Source organism: Nitratidesulfovibrio sp. SRB-5, assembly GCF_019931275.1.
Lineage (GTDB): Bacteria > Desulfobacterota > Desulfovibrionia > Desulfovibrionales > Desulfovibrionaceae > Cupidesulfovibrio.
Map to the genome: position 1 here is coordinate 178335 of NZ_JAIOTY010000002.1, position 14258 is coordinate 192592.

At 66.3% G+C, this 14258-nt stretch carries 13 protein-coding genes; 5 read left to right on the top strand and 8 right to left on the bottom strand.

Features of this window, described 5'->3' with window-relative positions; genetic code table 11:
• Positions 1-477: 477 nt before the first annotated feature.
• The 4 genes from eno to K6142_RS08255 all read left to right on the top strand — a co-directional run bounded on the left by eno (position 478) and on the right by K6142_RS08255 (position 5379).
• On the top strand, positions 478-1782 hold the full coding sequence (gene eno, locus K6142_RS08240; protein WP_190244326.1) for a phosphopyruvate hydratase: 1305 nt from the start codon (positions 478-480) through the stop codon (positions 1780-1782).
• A 317-nt stretch (positions 1783-2099) separates the two neighbouring features.
• Positions 2100-2963 (top strand): bifunctional methylenetetrahydrofolate dehydrogenase/methenyltetrahydrofolate cyclohydrolase FolD, encoded by an 864-nt coding sequence (gene folD / locus K6142_RS08245; protein ID WP_190244327.1) that lies wholly within the window; start codon positions 2100-2102, stop codon positions 2961-2963.
• Positions 2964-3134: 171 nt separating this feature from the next.
• A complete protein-coding gene (locus K6142_RS08250; RefSeq protein ID WP_190244328.1) occupies positions 3135-3524 on the top strand; it encodes a hypothetical protein in 390 nt (129 codons plus the stop codon).
• A gap of 349 nt (positions 3525-3873) precedes the next feature.
• Positions 3874-5379 (top strand): flagellar hook protein FlgE, encoded by a 1506-nt coding sequence (locus K6142_RS08255; protein ID WP_190244329.1) that lies wholly within the window; start codon positions 3874-3876, stop codon positions 5377-5379.
• A gap of 93 nt (positions 5380-5472) precedes the next feature.
• Here the strand turns inward: K6142_RS08255 and K6142_RS08260 are convergent, their stop codons facing one another.
• From K6142_RS08260 to K6142_RS08280, 5 genes are all read right to left on the bottom strand, one after another.
• Positions 5473-6435 carry a DMT family transporter gene (locus K6142_RS08260; protein WP_190244330.1) on the bottom strand — a complete coding sequence of 321 codons (963 nt, stop codon included), beginning with the start codon at positions 6433-6435 and terminating at the stop codon, positions 5473-5475.
• A gap of 436 nt (positions 6436-6871) precedes the next feature.
• Positions 6872-7273, bottom strand: coding sequence for a MucR family transcriptional regulator (locus K6142_RS08265; RefSeq protein ID WP_012612925.1), 402 nt, complete (start codon positions 7271-7273; stop codon positions 6872-6874).
• A gap of 398 nt (positions 7274-7671) precedes the next feature.
• Positions 7672-8286 carry a VOC family protein gene (locus K6142_RS08270; RefSeq protein WP_190244331.1) on the bottom strand — a complete coding sequence of 205 codons (615 nt, stop codon included), beginning with the start codon at positions 8284-8286 and terminating at the stop codon, positions 7672-7674.
• A gap of 29 nt (positions 8287-8315) precedes the next feature.
• A complete protein-coding gene (locus K6142_RS08275; protein WP_190244332.1) occupies positions 8316-9227 on the bottom strand; it encodes a redoxin domain-containing protein in 912 nt (303 codons plus the stop codon).
• Between the two features lie 71 nt (positions 9228-9298).
• Positions 9299-10003 carry a peroxiredoxin family protein gene (locus K6142_RS08280; protein WP_190244333.1) on the bottom strand — a complete coding sequence of 235 codons (705 nt, stop codon included), beginning with the start codon at positions 10001-10003 and terminating at the stop codon, positions 9299-9301.
• Between the two features lie 165 nt (positions 10004-10168).
• Between K6142_RS08280 and K6142_RS08285 the strand changes: the two genes are divergently transcribed.
• Positions 10169-11239 carry a DMT family transporter gene (locus K6142_RS08285; protein ID WP_223290283.1) on the top strand — a complete coding sequence of 357 codons (1071 nt, stop codon included), beginning with the start codon at positions 10169-10171 and terminating at the stop codon, positions 11237-11239.
• A gap of 946 nt (positions 11240-12185) precedes the next feature.
• On the opposite strand, the gene pspC is transcribed toward K6142_RS08285, so the two are convergent.
• From pspC to pspA, 3 genes are all read right to left on the bottom strand, one after another.
• A complete protein-coding gene (pspC, locus tag K6142_RS08290; protein ID WP_317846375.1) occupies positions 12186-12773 on the bottom strand; it encodes an envelope stress response membrane protein PspC in 588 nt (195 codons plus the stop codon).
• A complete protein-coding gene (pspB, locus tag K6142_RS08295) occupies positions 12770-13093 on the bottom strand; it encodes an envelope stress response membrane protein PspB (RefSeq protein ID WP_190244334.1) in 324 nt (107 codons plus the stop codon). Before pspB ends, pspC begins: the two co-directional genes overlap by 4 nt.
• A 256-nt stretch (positions 13094-13349) precedes the next feature.
• Positions 13350-14081, bottom strand: a complete 732-nt coding sequence (gene pspA, locus K6142_RS08300) for a phage shock protein PspA (protein ID WP_190244335.1) — start codon at positions 14079-14081, stop codon at positions 13350-13352.
• Positions 14082-14258: the final 177 nt, after the last annotated feature.

Consider the following 14258-nt stretch of genomic DNA (forward strand, 5'->3'; position numbering starts at 1 on the left):
TCGACGTGCCGCTGGCGGCATGGGTATTTGCCGATATAACGACGCGCCGCGTCTGATTGTACGAAACGACGCTCTGCGTCTGGCATGACTTGCGACGCACAGCGTCTGGCAACATGTTTCGACGCACAGCGTCTGGCATGACTTGCGACGCTCTGCGTCAGGCAGCACGTAACGACGCTCCGCGTCAGGCAGCACGTAACGACGCTCTGCGTCAGGCATGACTTGCGACGTTTCGCGTCTGGCATGACTTGCGACGCTCCGCGTCTGGCATGACTTGCGACGCTCCGCGTCTGGCATGACTTGCGACGCTCCGCGTCTGGCATGACTTGCGACGCTCCGCGTCTGGCATGACTTGCGACGCTCCGCGTCTGGCATGACTTGCGACGCTCCGCGTCTGGCATGACTTGCGACGCTCCGCGTCTGGCATCGACATTCCGACAGAAACCCGACGAACATGAAAGGACCAAGGAGATGCAGATGAGCACCATCGTATCCGTCTGGGCGAGGGAAATCCTTGACTCCCGCGGGAACCCCACCGTCGAGGTGGAAGTCTCCCTGGAATCGGGCCACACCGGCCGCGCCGCCGTACCTTCCGGCGCCTCCACCGGCACCCGTGAAGCGCTGGAAATGCGCGACGGCGACAAGGGCCGCTACAAGGGCAAAGGCGTTGAGAAGGCCGTGGACAACGTGATGGGTGAAATCGCCGAAGCCATCGTGGGGCTGGATTCCCTGCGTCAGGTGCAGGTGGACAACACCCTGCTGGACCTCGACGGCACCGACAACAAGTCGCGTCTGGGCGCCAACGCCATGCTGGGCGTGTCCCTGGCCACCGCGCGCGCCGCGTCCAGCTTTCTGGGCCTGCCGCTGTACCAGTACCTGGGCGGCGTGAACGCCAAGGTGCTGCCCGTGCCGCTGATGAACATCATCAACGGCGGCGCCCACGCGCCCAACAATCTGGATATCCAGGAATTCATGATCATGCCCATCGGCGCGGCCACCTTCCGCGATGCGCTGCGCATGGGCGCCGAGACCTTCCACACCCTGAAGGCGCTGCTGGCCGCCGACGGCCACGTGACCAGCGTGGGCGACGAGGGCGGCTTTGCCCCCAACCTGAAGAACCACGACGAGGCTTTCCGCTACATCATGAAGGCCATCGAGGAAGCGGGCTACATTCCCGGCGCGGAAATCGCGCTGGCCATCGACGCCGCCGCCTCCGAGTTCCACAAGGACGGCAAGTACGTGCTGACGGGCGAAGGCAAGAAGCTGTCCAATTCCGAGATGGTGGAGTGGCTGGGCGAGTTCACCACCCGCTACCCGCTGATCTCCATCGAGGATGGCCTTGCCGAAGCCGACTGGGACGGCTGGCGCGAGCTGACCTACAAGCTGGGCGACACCATCCAGCTGGTGGGCGACGACATCTTCGTGACCAACCCGGACATCCTGGCCGAGGGCATCGACGAGGGCGTGGCCAACTCCATTCTCATCAAGCTGAACCAGATCGGTACGCTCACCGAGACCCTGGACACCATCGAGATGGCCAAGCAGGCCGCGTACACCACGGTGATTTCGCACCGTTCGGGCGAGACCGAAGACCACTTCATCTCGGATCTGGCCGTGGGCCTGAACGCCGGGCAGATCAAGACCGGCTCCTTGTGCCGCAGCGACCGGCTGGCCAAGTACAACCAGCTGCTGCGCATCGAGGAAGACCTGGACGATACGGGCATCTACTTCGGGCCCATGATGAGCTCGCACTTCGGCTTCGAGGAAGAAGGCGAGGAGTAGCGGGCTGTCGCGTACATCGGGGGAGGGGGCCTGCGTGGCTCCCTCCCTTTTGCTTTCGGGCGGGGGGAGAGCGGCAGGGTGTTGCACGCGGTTCGGCAGAGAATTTCAGTTTGAACCCGCCCCCAAAAAGGGGGTTCGGGGGAGCATGCTCCCCCGGCGGGGTACGGGGCAGCGCCCCGATATTTTAAAGGCCGCCACTTTCCCGCAAGGGACAAGGCGGCAATACATGGCGGATGCAACCGGAACGCAGGACGGTGCCGGGCAGCGGAATCAGACAGGCGGCGCGCACGCGCGCCGGATTTCGGGAGGTTGGAGAGATGTTGCTGCTCGACGGCAAGGCGACGGCTGCGGCCATTCGCGCGGAGCTGAAGGAAGAAGTGGCGGCGGGGCTTGCGGCGGCGGGCCGCGCGCCGGGGTTGGCGGTCATTCTGGTGGGTGAGGATCCCGCCTCGCAGGTGTACGTGCGCAACAAGGAGCGCGGCTGCGAAGAGGCGGGCATCCGGTCCGAGGCGTTTCGCCTGCCTGCGGACACCACGCAGGAAACGCTGGAAGTGCTCATCGACGAACTGAACGGGCGCGCGGACATTGACGGCATTCTGCTGCAACTGCCGCTGCCCAAGGGGTTGAACAGCCAGCGCTGTCTGGAGCGCATCAGCCCCAGAAAGGACGTGGACGGCTTTCACCCCGAAAACATGGGGCGTCTGGCGCTGGGGCTGCCGGGCTTTCGCCCGTGCACCCCGGCGGGGGTGATGACCCTGCTGGAACGGTATGACCTGTCGCCTTCGGGCAAGAAGGCCGTGGTGGTGGGGCGCAGCAACATCGTGGGCAAGCCGCTGGCGCTGATGCTGGGCGCGCCCGGCAAGTACGCCAACGCCACGGTGACGGTGTGCCATTCCGGCACGCCGAACCTGGCCGAAGAGTGTCGCCAGGCGGACTTCCTGTTCGTGGCGGCGGGGCGGCCCTGCCTGGTCACCTCGGACATGGTCAAGCCCGGCGCCGTGGTGGTGGACGTGGGCATCCACCGCACCGACGAAGGGCTGGTGGGCGACTGCAAGTACGACGACATCAGCTGCATCGCATCGGCCATGACTCCGGTGCCCGGCGGCGTGGGGCCCATGACCATTGCCCAGTTGCTCATCAACACCGTGATCTCGTGGAAGGGCCGCACCGCTGCGGCGTAGCCAGAATCCGAAATATTTAGTCTGCATGCGCGCCGCGCGGGGAATGCCCGCGCGGCGCTTTTATTATTTGCGGGCGACGCTATGCGTGGCGCGGCACGTGGTGTAACATGAAAGAACTATGCCGCACATGTGCGTGACGGCGGCGTTTGAATCACCACAAGGAGGGCTTCTATGCGCAATGTATTCATGAAGATGGCGCTGTCTGCGGCGCTTGTTCTGGCCCTGGGCCTGCCGTCCCTGGGCTTTGCGGCAGAGGCCGCGCCCGCCCCGGCAGACCATGGCGTCCACGACGCCAAACCCGCTGGCGAAGGGCCGAAGATGATGATGGATGGCGCCGACACCATGATGCACATGAAGGACATGTCCAAGGGCGAGATGATGATGCAGCAGGGCAAGGGGATGATGGACAAGAACGCCCCCATGACCCCCGGCAGGAAGAAGATGATGGAAGGACATGACAAGATGATGCAGGGCAAGAAGATGATGATGGAAGGCCATACCATGATGATGGACGGCAAGAAGATGATGGACATGGAGGCCGCCGGGGCTCCGAAACAATAGCGGCAAAGCCGCTCCGGTCGGACGCAGCCAGAAGCAGTCCGGTGCAGGGTGTGCTTTTCGGGCGGGGTCATGGAAGCATGACCCCGTTGTCGTTGCGGCGGGTGGCCGGACCGCACGGCAGAAAAAACAGTGGAGCCCTTGCGGGCAGTTCCTGCCGCCTTGCGCGCCTTGTCAAGATTATCTATCTTTACATTCCAATGTATTGCCTAATGTAACCCAGCGCTGGCACGGCTCGTGCTTTGCGACTCCGCAGGGAAGAATCTTCCCCGGTTCCGCGTGCCCGCCTTCCACCGGGAAGGCAGGCGAGACGCGTTACGGACCGGGGTACTTCGCGCCCGAGGAGATACGCATGTTACGCGCCCTCTATTCCGGCGCCACCGGCATGAAAACCCTGGCGCAGGGCATGCAGGCGGTCAGCAACAACCTGGCCAACGTGAACACCGTGGGGTTCAAGCAACAGCAGGCGCTGTTCGAGGACCTCATGAGCCAGTACGCGGGCACGGGAAACTCGGCATCCACCTCCATCAGCCAGGTGGGTCTGGGCACGCGCCTGACGGATATCCGGACCGTGTACGGGCAGGGATCGTACGAATCGGGCACCGATATCACCGACCTGTCCATCAACGGCAAGGGGTTCTTCCAGGTTTCGCTGGACGGCAAGACGCATTACACCCGCGCGGGCAACTTCCGGTTCGACAAGGGCGGAAACCTGGTGGACCCCAACGGCTTCGTGCTGAACGGGCGGGCCATCACCAACGGGGTGGAGGGTGCCACCGGCCCCATCAGCCTGCCGCCGGGCGCGGACGGGCGCAACGTCATGCCCGCCAAGGCCACCACGTCCATCACGGCGCTGAACAACCTGGGTTCGGGCGACAGGTCGTCGGATGCGGCCAACCCGTACTTTTCGCTGCTGTCCAAGTGGAACGGCACGGCGCAAAGTCCCCTGGGCGATTCGGCCTACACGTACAAGCAGTCCATCAAGGTTTACGACGCCACGGGCAACGCCCATGACGTGACCATCTATTTCGACGGCGCCGGGCAGAGCGGCGGCAACAAGCATTTCGAATTCGTGGTGAGCATGGACCCGGCGCACGACGGTTCGGGCATGGCCGGGACATCCGCGGCGGGGCTGCTGATGTCCGGCACGCTTACCTTCAATTCGTCCGGCCAGTTGGTGAACATGTCCGCCTACACGCCCACGGGCACCGACGCCACCAACCTCAGCAACTGGGCTCCGGCGTCGTTCGGCGCGGGCGGATTGCCCCAGTTCACCGCCACCTTTGCAAGCGGCGGCGGAACGCAGGTGGTGGGGCTGGACCTTGGCCTGACCTCGTCCACAGGGGCCTGGACGGCGGGGGCTGGCAGTCCGGCTGCCGTGGGCAGCAACGCATCCAACCTGATGGGCATGGGCGGGGCCACCCTGGCGGCGGTCAGCACCACGGCCTACGGCGGCAGTTCGTCGGAAATCCGGTCGAAGCAGGACGGCTACGCACAGGGCTTTCTGGCGGGCATCGACATCAGCGCCGACGGGATCATCACGGGGCGCTACAGCAACGGACAGAACGACGACCTGTACCACATCACCCTGTACCGCTTCACCAGCGAGGACGGCCTGCGCCGCGAGGGCATGAACCACTTCTCCGCCACGCTGGAATCCGGCGCGGCGCAAGAGGGCCTGCCCGACACCCAGAACTACGGCACCGTGGCGGCCAAGAGCCTGGAACAGTCCAACGTGTCCATGGAGCGGGAGTTCGTGAACATGATCATCTACCAGCGCGGCTTCCAGACCAACTCCAAGTCGATCATGACGGCGGATTCCATGATCCAGAAGGCGCTGGAACTGAAGCGCACGTAGTGTGCCGTTTTGGCAGAACCACCAGGCAGCATGAAAGGCCGCTTCCGGAACCGGGGGCGGCCTTTGGCGTTGTGCGGGGGGACGGGCGGGGTGTTACTTTTTTCCGCCCGGCTGCGTGGCGGTGCCGTTTGGCGCGGATTCATCCGGCGCGGCCTTGTCGGGCACGGTGGCGCCGCGCCCTTGCGACAGCAGCACGCCCACCAGCACCAGGGCTGACGCCGCGTACTGCTGCGGCGTCAGCTGGTCGCCCAGCAGCACCCGGCCCATGAGCAGGGTGATTACCGGAATCAGGTTGATGAACGCCGAAGCCTGCCCGGCGGGCAGGCGGCTGACCCCGAAGTTGTACAGCCCGTAAGCCCCCAGCGAGATGCACGTGCCCAGATAGACCACGGACAGCGTGGGCAGCAGCGGGAAGGCATCGGGCAACTGCGTGGTGGGCAGGAACAGCAGCGGCAGAAAGAACGCGCTGCCCGCCAGAGACTGCACGGCGGTGATGAACAGCGGGGGATACGTGGCGGACAGCTTCTTGGCGTTGATGACATAGCCGGTGGCGCTGACCATGGCGCATAATTCCAGCAGGTTGCCCAGCAGGGGGTTGGGCGCGTTGTCGGAACTGGTCCCGCCAAGGCTCAGCCAGATAACCCCGATGATGGCCAGCACGAATCCGGACCACACCCGGCGGGCCAGCCGTTCGCCCAGCACGATCCACGCGGCCAAGGCCACGCACAGCGGCATCACCGAAACGATCATGCCCGCCTGCGAGGCCGATGTGTAGCGCAGGGCGTACGCCTCGAACACGAAGTACAGGCACGGTTCGCACAGCGCCATGGCGCCGAGGCGCTTCCAGTCGCCCTTGCGGTAACGCACGTGGCGAAAGTTGCGCCACAGGGCCAGGAACACCGCCGACGAAATGCCCATGCGGCCGAACACCACCACCATGGGGTCGAACCCTTCCAGCGCCACCTTCATGGCGATGAACGAACTGCTCCACAGCAGCATGGCCAGCAGCAATGCCAGAGTGGCGGAAGAGACGGGGACGGTGCGTGATGCGGACATGGCGGTGCAGGGAGCAAAAGGTGCAGGGCGCGCGCCGCGCCGGGATGCCGGGCGGCGGCATGTAGCCTGGGCAGCGCTGTGCATGCCCGGCGCATTGCCGAAGGAATGCCGGTCGCCACGCCGTACGGTGTCAACGGCAGGACCGGTGGGCGCACACTATCCGCGCGGTGTCCGGGTGTCCACTGGCATGGGCTGGGGCGGTGCTTTCGCTGGCGTCTTTTCTTGCGGGCCAGTGGGCGCATGTGCCCCGGCGGCGGCCATGCGCAATGCGGGCGGCGTGCGGCGTCCGGAGTGGCGGCTGCCAATGGCAACTGGCCCGCCAATGGCGACGCCCCGGCGGCAGGTGCCGTCGGGGCGTCCGGGATCCGTCATGCGAGGCATGAAGGGGGCTGAACAGGAAGAAGGCCGGGGGGCGCGGCGGATTGTCCGCCGGGCGCTACGCCTGCTTGCGGCGCTTCTCCCACAGCTTCATGTCCTTCATCTTCTTGCGGCGCTCGCGTTGCAGCGACTTGCACACCAGGGGCATGTCCTTGCGGTAGCCGTATTTGTCCCTGTAGCTGTCAGGTGTGAGGTCGTGAGAAGCCAGGTGCTTGCGGGTCAGGATCTTGAAGGTCTTGCCACATTCCAGACAGGTGATGGACTTTTCCTTCAGCGCCTTTGCAGCGTCGGGCAGCGGTGCTTCGGGAGCGGCCTGCTCTTCGCAGGGAACGCCATCGCTAATCTGACGGATGGCCAGCGCGATCTTCTGCACCATGGAACTGATCTCTTCCTCGTTCATGGTGCGGACGCTGGCCTGAGCCTTCACGATGTCGAGGGCCTGCTTGAGATATTCTTCCATTTCGGTTCTCCTTTGCGGTGGCGGGTGTGCAACGTCATGGATGGTGCCACGCTGGTCGCCATCATCGCACTCCGCATGCGGAATGCCGCTTCCAATGTTGCATGATGCACAATTTTTCCGGTAGACGTCATGCTCTTTCGTGCTCAGCAACGCGCATGCGCACTGCATTATCACCATGCGATGTGCAATACCATTATTTTTTTACATGCAAAATTACACACCTGGCGCAGCGTGGCAGTGGGTGAAAACGCAACGCCGCTCCAGGATGTGATAGGGGAGCGGCGAATGGGTTGCGGCACTCGCGGAATAGGTGGTGCGCGCATGCGGAAGCTGCGGGCAGAGAAGTGCGGCGTCATGCGATGCCATGCCGGGGAACCGTTACGCCCCTCTGCCGGGCGTCATGCCGGGTCGTGTTTCAGGGGAGGCCAGGCGTTGCGCTTGGTCCGCAGGAAATCGTCGCCTTCTCCCGGGTACACCCGGCGGTCGGCCAACGGCGTGGGTGTGGTGACCGGCGGCCAGTGACCGGGCGTCGGGTCCGGCCCCTCCAGTGCGGCGGGCACGGGCTGGGTATCGGTCATGCGCGGATTCGCCCGCACGTCCACGCCGTGCACCGGCGCGGAAAACTCGATGGCCAGCCCGTTGGGGTCGAAGCTGTACAGCGAGTGGATGAAGCCGTGGTCCACCAGTTCCGAACACCAGAATCCCGCTGCCTCCAGCCTGTCCTTGAGTTCCCACAGGTCGTCGTCCGTCGCCACGCCCACGGAAACGTGGTCGAACACCACGGCTCCGCGCACGGGCGCGCCGTGGTCCTTTTCCTCCACGGGGGTCACGCCGTCCCACTCGAAGAAGGCAATCATGTCCACGGGCGACACTTCGAAGAAGTACTGGCGGTAGCCGGAGTGGCCCAGCCCGGCCACGATGCGCATGCCGAGCAGGTCGCGCCAGAAACGAACGGTGGACTCCATGTCGCCGGTGACCATGGCCAGATGGTTGAAGCCGGTATAGCGGGGCATCGGGGCTCCTGATGGCTTGCGTGAAGATGCTAGGGGGAGGGCAGGGCATCCAGCGCCCGCAGGATGATGTCCAGCGGGGGGCGCTTGTTCACGTCGGATACGTGGATGTGCCGGATGATGCCCTGCCTGTCGATGATGACAAGGGCGCGTTCCGCCATGCCGTCGCCGCGCAGCAGGCCGTAGGACGCGGCAACCGCGCCGTGCGGCCAGAAGTCGGACAGCACCGGAAACCACACGCCGCCGACAGCGCCGCCGACTTCGCCTTGCCGGGGTACGGCTGTCTGCCCCTTGCGGGGCGGAGGTGAGGACTGGCCCGCGCCGTGCCCCTCATCGTTACCGTTTCCGGGGGTGCGCTCGACCATCTCGCGGGTCCACGCGTACAGCGAGGGCAGGTTGTCGGTGGTGATGCCCAGCAGCACCGCGCCGCGCCGTTCGAATTCCTCGCGGGCAATGTTGTAGCCCGGCCATTGCCCGGAACAGACCGGGGTGAACGCGGCAGGCACGAATGAAAGAACCACGGCGCGCTTGCCCCGGAAGTCGGACAACCGGATCGTGCCGGTGTCTGTGCCGCTGGTTGATGTGTACGGACCGGGCAGGGCAGGCAGGACGAAGTCGGGCGCGGTGTCGCCTACTGCCACCTTCAGTACGCTGTCCACCGGCTTGCGGGGGGCATCCGGGTAGATCAGGTCTTGCAGACCGGCGGCCTGCAACGGCACGGCAACGGCCAGCACGCCCAGAAGGGCCAGTGCCAGGATGGCGGCGGCCAGAAGGAGGCCAGTGCGGCCAGTGAGCCAGTACGGCGTGCCGGGGGCCGAAGATGTCTGGGTCGTGCGATCTGGGCGATCTGGGCGACCTGGGCGACCTGGGCGACCCGTGCGGCCAGCGGGAACAGTGCGGCCCGGGGGCGGGTTGCCCGTGCAGGATGCGGTAGTGCGTGGCATGGCTGGTACCCTCTTTCGGGGCGGCGTATCGACGGAGCGGCGGGGCAGCCGGGGGGGGGCGCCCGTGGGCATCAGTTGCTGCGTTTGGCGATGGCGGAAAGCTCGTCCAGAAAGGCCTGCGGGGAGGCCATGCGCCCGGTGCGCGAGAACAGCGTGGCGGGCGCGGCGGGATTTTTCAGCGAAACCAGAAAGAAATGCGGCGTGCCTGGTTCGCCCACCTGCTCATGCACGGCCAGGTCCGGATCGGCGAACAGAGGGATGGTCACCCCGTACCGCTCGCGGAAGAGGTCCACTTCCATGCGGGTATTGCCCGCCCCCACGCCGATGACCGTGATGCGGTCCTTCAGGGGCGAGGCGGCCAGCAACTCGGCAAGGCGGTTCATGTGCGGGGCCTCGCGCTGGCAGTGCGGGCAGTACATGCTGAAGATTTCGATCAGCACCAGCTGCGCCTTGCTGCCCGTGGCCGGGCGGATGTCCGAAAGCTTCCACGGCCCCTCGCCGGAAAGGCCCAGCGCGGCCAGTTGAGCAGGCGTGGCGGCGTTTTCCAGAGGAATGTCCGGGAATGGTGAACTGGCCGGAACAGGCTCCGCCAGGGTGGGCGTGGCGCAGGCGGGCAGCAGGGCCAGCAGGGCTGCCAGCAGCAGGGTGCGCAGCAGCGGCAGGGGGATGACCGTGCTATGTGGCTGGCCGGGGTGCCAATGGCGGGGGGCCTTCCGTGCGATTGTTGCGGCCTGTCTGGCCGGACGCGGCATTTCCGGGGTGTGGCGGCAGGGCATGGCGGTCTCCGGTACTGGCGGTGCGTAGTATTGCGGAGCATACAGCAGGAATCCGGATTGCGCAAAGGCGTGCCCCATTGCACCCGGTCCAGCACCGGACGCAGGAGGCCGCCGCCATTGGCATTGTCTGCCGGGCGGTGCTAGTACACGCGGCAGGAGGCGCACATGACCACTCCTCACGACAGTCCGCCTGGCGACACGACCGCTGCGCAGGGCGCTCCGACCGACATCACACCCGGCACCGGGGGTGCCGGACCTGTCGGCGATTGCGCGTCCGCACCGTCCGCATCCGCCCCGCCTGCGCCTGACGTCTCCGCCTCTGCCACGCCTGTCGCTGCCGGACAGCGCCCCGACCAGCGCAAGGCCTACCTGTACGGCATCGCCACGGTGGCCATCTGGTCCACGGTGGCCACGGCCTTCAAGCTGGCACTGCGCCAGCTGGATCCGTTGCAGTTGCTGCTGGTGTCCACGGCGGTGTCGCTGCTGGTGCTGGCCGCCATCCTGCTGGTCCGCCACGGATTCGGGGGGCTGGCCCGTGAACTGGCGGCCGCGCCCCGGCGCGAACTGCTGCGGGCCGCGCTGCTGGGCGTGCTGAACCCCTTCGCCTACTACATCGTGCTGTTCAAGGCGTACGCCCTGCTGCCCGCGCAGGTGGCCCAGCCGGTGAACTACACCTGGGCCATCACCCTGACGCTGCTTTCCGTGCCGCTGCTGGGGCACAAGGTGACCCGGCGCGAGTTGCTGGCCGTGGCCGTGAGCTATGCCGGGGTGGTGGTCATCGCCACGCGGGGCGACGTGGCCGCGCTGGCCGGGGGCAACGTGACCGGGGTGGCGCTGGCGCTGGTGAGCACGGTGATCTGGGCGCTGTACTGGATAGGCAACGCGCGCAGTCCGCTGGAACCGGTGCTGGGGTTGTTCTGCAATTTTGCCGCCGGGTTGCCGCTGGTGCTGGCGGCCACGTGCATCTTTTCGACGCTGCCGCTGGGGGCGGAACTGTGGCCGGGGCTTGCCGCCGCCGCGTACGTGGGGGCGTTCGAGATGGGCATTGCCTTCGTGTTCTGGCTGAAGGCCATGCGGCTGACGGAGTCTGCGGCGCGCATCGGCAACCTGATCTTCTTTTCGCCGTTTCTGTCGCTGGTGTTCATTGCGCTGCTGCTGGGCGAGCGGATACTGCCCACCACGTTGGCGGGGCTGGTACTGATCGTGGCGGGCAACCTGTTGCAGCGCCGGGGGTAGCGCGGGGGAGCTGGCGGGGGGAGAGAGGCGCCTGCTTGGGAACGCCGGGAATGCGGCGCAAAAACAGCCTGTTCCCCGCTGGCGTCGTCAGTCCGCGTTTCGCCTTGGTCGAGTATCCGTATACACTCCCTGCGGCGAAACGCGTCCTTCCTCGCCAGCGGAAAAAACTCTTGTTTTCACGCCGCCTTCCCGGCACCAGCCCCCCCGTGCGTCCAAGGCCGCGCACGGGATTGGAGGAAGGAGATCGGGGCAGCAACGGGGGCATCGGAAGGGCACCCGAGTGGCGGCGTGGCTGCGGGAGATTCGTGCACATGCGCATTCCGCCGGGCAGATCGCCCGGAGGCGCCTTGCGCCGCAGGGAAGCTGCCCGGCAGGGAATGCGGTGCAGGATGACAAACGCCAAGGGCACGACTCGAACCCTCGCCGTGGCAACGGAAGCGTAGCGCGCATTGGCGTTCCCGTCGGCAGATCACCCGGAGGCGCTTGGCGCCGGAGGGAAGTTGCCGACGGCAGGAACGCCGCGCAAGAATCGTTGGGGGTCCAGGGGGCGGAGCCCCTGGAACGCGGGGGTACAGGGGGTGTTCGTTACAACACCTCCTGTCCGCCGGAGGCATAACGAAATCGGGCGTGTTCGGCAGGGCACGCCTGCCTTCGTAGAGGCCGCGTCCAACAAGGCGCGCCGCCATTCCCCATCCGCCGGAGGCATAACGAAATCGAGCGCTAACGTGGTGGCTGGAGTGCCTTCGTAGAGGCCGCGTCCAACAAGGCGCAGCACCCATTCCCCCAAAAAGTGGACGGGGACGAGAGCCTATGCCCTCGCCCCCGTCCGGAGACGCCTCTCCATCCCTAAGGACTATGGTGTCCGGAACCGCCGGGCCTGCGCGGAGTCCTGCGCGGCAACGCCTTTTCCGCGTTTTCACCGCGCTGGCGCCTACCCGTTCCGGCGCTATCGCTGTGCGCCAAACCTGCGGTCCCAGTCGAAATCCCGTCGCGTGACCACATCCTCCATGCGGCGGATGCGGCCTTCCAGTCGGTCGAACTTTTCCTTCAGCCTGCGCAGCGCCTCGCCGCGCGAGGACACGTAGCTGCCGTAGAAGTCGCGTTCGCCCGCGTCCGCCGGTTGCAGCACCGGGCGCGGCTTCATCACCAGCCCGGCCAGCACGTACAGTCCCACCACGGGCCAGAACCCGGTGAACAGGGCCGCCGCCACGAACAGCGCGCGCACCATGAATACCGACATTCCGAAATGTTGCGCAAGCCCTTTACACACCCCCATCAACTTGCCGTCGCGGGCGCGGTACAGGGTGCGGGGGCCACGGTCGTGCCAGGCATCCCGCCCGCCGCGCAGCGTACCCCAGGCATCTTCTTGGCGTGCGCCGTCGCGGCAGGAACCGTCGCCATGCCATCCGGTCCGGCCCGAGCCGTCACGGTCGAATCCGTTCCCGTCGCGGCTTGCCCCGTTGGGGCACTTCCGTCCGCCCCGGCCCCAGCCGGAACGCCTGTCGAACCTGCTTTCGTGACCGTCCATGGTCATTCCCTCCCCTGCCCGCGCGGGGCATCGCGTCCGGCGTCATGCCGGGCACGCCCCGCCGTGCCGTCCGGATCAAGCAGCAGCGTTTCCAGCGCCTCCACCCGTTCCTCCATGCGGCCCATGGCCCGGTACATCTCCTGGATCATCCGGGTCTCGTCGTCGTGCGCCGGGGTGGCGCCCTCGCGGGTGCGCAGCAGACGGTACAGGATGGCCAGCAACAGCACGGCCACCAGAGCGGGCAGCACCATGAACCAGAACATCATGACCGGCCCCAGTTGCGCCATGACGGCGAACATTTCCTCGAACATGTATGGCTCATGCATGCGTGGCCTCGAACTGTCGTGCCGCCGCGCGCCGGGGCGTGGCCCGTGGCGCGGGCAGCGGGGTGGCAAGCCCGGATGGAATGGCGGACGTCAACACGTGCGGTGCGCCTGATGCGCCTGATGCTTCTGATGCGCCTGGCGCGGCCCCATGCGGGGCGGCGTGCGGCCCATGCCCGCAGGGGCGATGCCGCGCGGGCATACAGGCCAGCCTCTGCAACCGCCAGACTAGCCCCTGCAACCGGTGGGCGCAAGGCGGTTACTCCCCCGCGCCGGAAACTTCATCGTGGCGCGGGGTGGTATCGCCCTTGCCGGAATTGCCAGCCCGTTCACCCACGCGGGCGCGCAGGGCGGCCAGCTCGCGCTCCAGTTCGTCGCGCGTTTCCAGGTCCGCGAAGGCGGCGTCCAGACCGTTGCGGCTGTCGGATGGCACGCGCACGGCGTCGGCCTCGGCCTCCATGTGTTCCACGCGGCGCTCAAGTTCCTCGAACCGGTGCATCACTTCCAGCGAGGCGGCGCGGCGCACGTCCTCGCGGGCCTGGCGGCGCACCCGGGCGTGCACGTGGCGCTGCACCAGCATGCGCTGCTTTTCGCGCGCGGCGGCCAGCTTTTCGTCCAGCACGTCCATGTCGGCCTGCGTGCGGGCCACCAGCGCGTCGATCTCGTCCAGTTCGCGGCGCAGCGCGTCGGCGCGCTCGTTCTCGCGTCGGCGTTCCAGCAGCGCCTCGCGCGCAAGGTCCTCGCGCCCGGAAGTCACGGCCAGCTCGGCCCGGCGATCCCAGCGGTCCACCTGGTCCAGCACGCCGTCCAGTTCGCGGCGCACCCGGCGCGCCTCGGCCATGCTGGAAGCGCACCCGGCCTTCAGTTCCACCAGCGTTTCCTCCATTTCGCGGATCATCAGCCGGACCAGCTTTTCCGGGTCCTCGGCCTTGTCCAGCATGGCGCTGATGTTGGAACTGACGATGTCCTTGAATCGAGAAAAGATACCCATGATCGCCTCCTGCGGTGCGTCGTGCATTCGTGCCAGCGGGAAAGCAGCAACCGTGCCAGCCCGCCCGCAGAAGGCAACCATGAGCAATCACTGGGAATGGCCTCAACATGCCGGGCGATGCGTACCGCCCGTAAAATTGATTTACACCAATATCTGGTGAAAATCACCAAAATATGG

Coding starts and splice junctions, on each gene's coding strand:
- K6142_RS08285 (WP_223290283.1), top strand. CDS start 10,169: ATGACCACTCCTCACGACAGTCCGCCTGGCGACACGACCGCTGCGCAG.
- folD (WP_190244327.1), top strand. CDS start 2,100: ATGTTGCTGCTCGACGGCAAGGCGACGGCTGCGGCCATTCGCGCGGAG.
- K6142_RS08280 (WP_190244333.1), bottom strand. CDS start 10,003: ATGCCCTGCCGCCACACCCCGGAAATGCCGCGTCCGGCCAGACAGGCC.
- pspA (WP_190244335.1), bottom strand. CDS start 14,081: ATGGGTATCTTTTCTCGATTCAAGGACATCGTCAGTTCCAACATCAGC.
- pspC (WP_317846375.1), bottom strand. CDS start 12,773: ATGACCATGGACGGTCACGAAAGCAGGTTCGACAGGCGTTCCGGCTGG.
- K6142_RS08260 (WP_190244330.1), bottom strand. CDS start 6,435: ATGTCCGCATCACGCACCGTCCCCGTCTCTTCCGCCACTCTGGCATTG.
- K6142_RS08250 (WP_190244328.1), top strand. CDS start 3,135: ATGCGCAATGTATTCATGAAGATGGCGCTGTCTGCGGCGCTTGTTCTG.
- eno (WP_190244326.1), top strand. CDS start 478: ATGAGCACCATCGTATCCGTCTGGGCGAGGGAAATCCTTGACTCCCGC.
- K6142_RS08255 (WP_190244329.1), top strand. CDS start 3,874: ATGTTACGCGCCCTCTATTCCGGCGCCACCGGCATGAAAACCCTGGCG.
- K6142_RS08265 (WP_012612925.1), bottom strand. CDS start 7,273: ATGGAAGAATATCTCAAGCAGGCCCTCGACATCGTGAAGGCTCAGGCC.
- K6142_RS08270 (WP_190244331.1), bottom strand. CDS start 8,286: ATGCCCCGCTATACCGGCTTCAACCATCTGGCCATGGTCACCGGCGAC.
- pspB (WP_190244334.1), bottom strand. CDS start 13,093: ATGCATGAGCCATACATGTTCGAGGAAATGTTCGCCGTCATGGCGCAA.
- K6142_RS08275 (WP_190244332.1), bottom strand. CDS start 9,227: ATGCCACGCACTACCGCATCCTGCACGGGCAACCCGCCCCCGGGCCGC.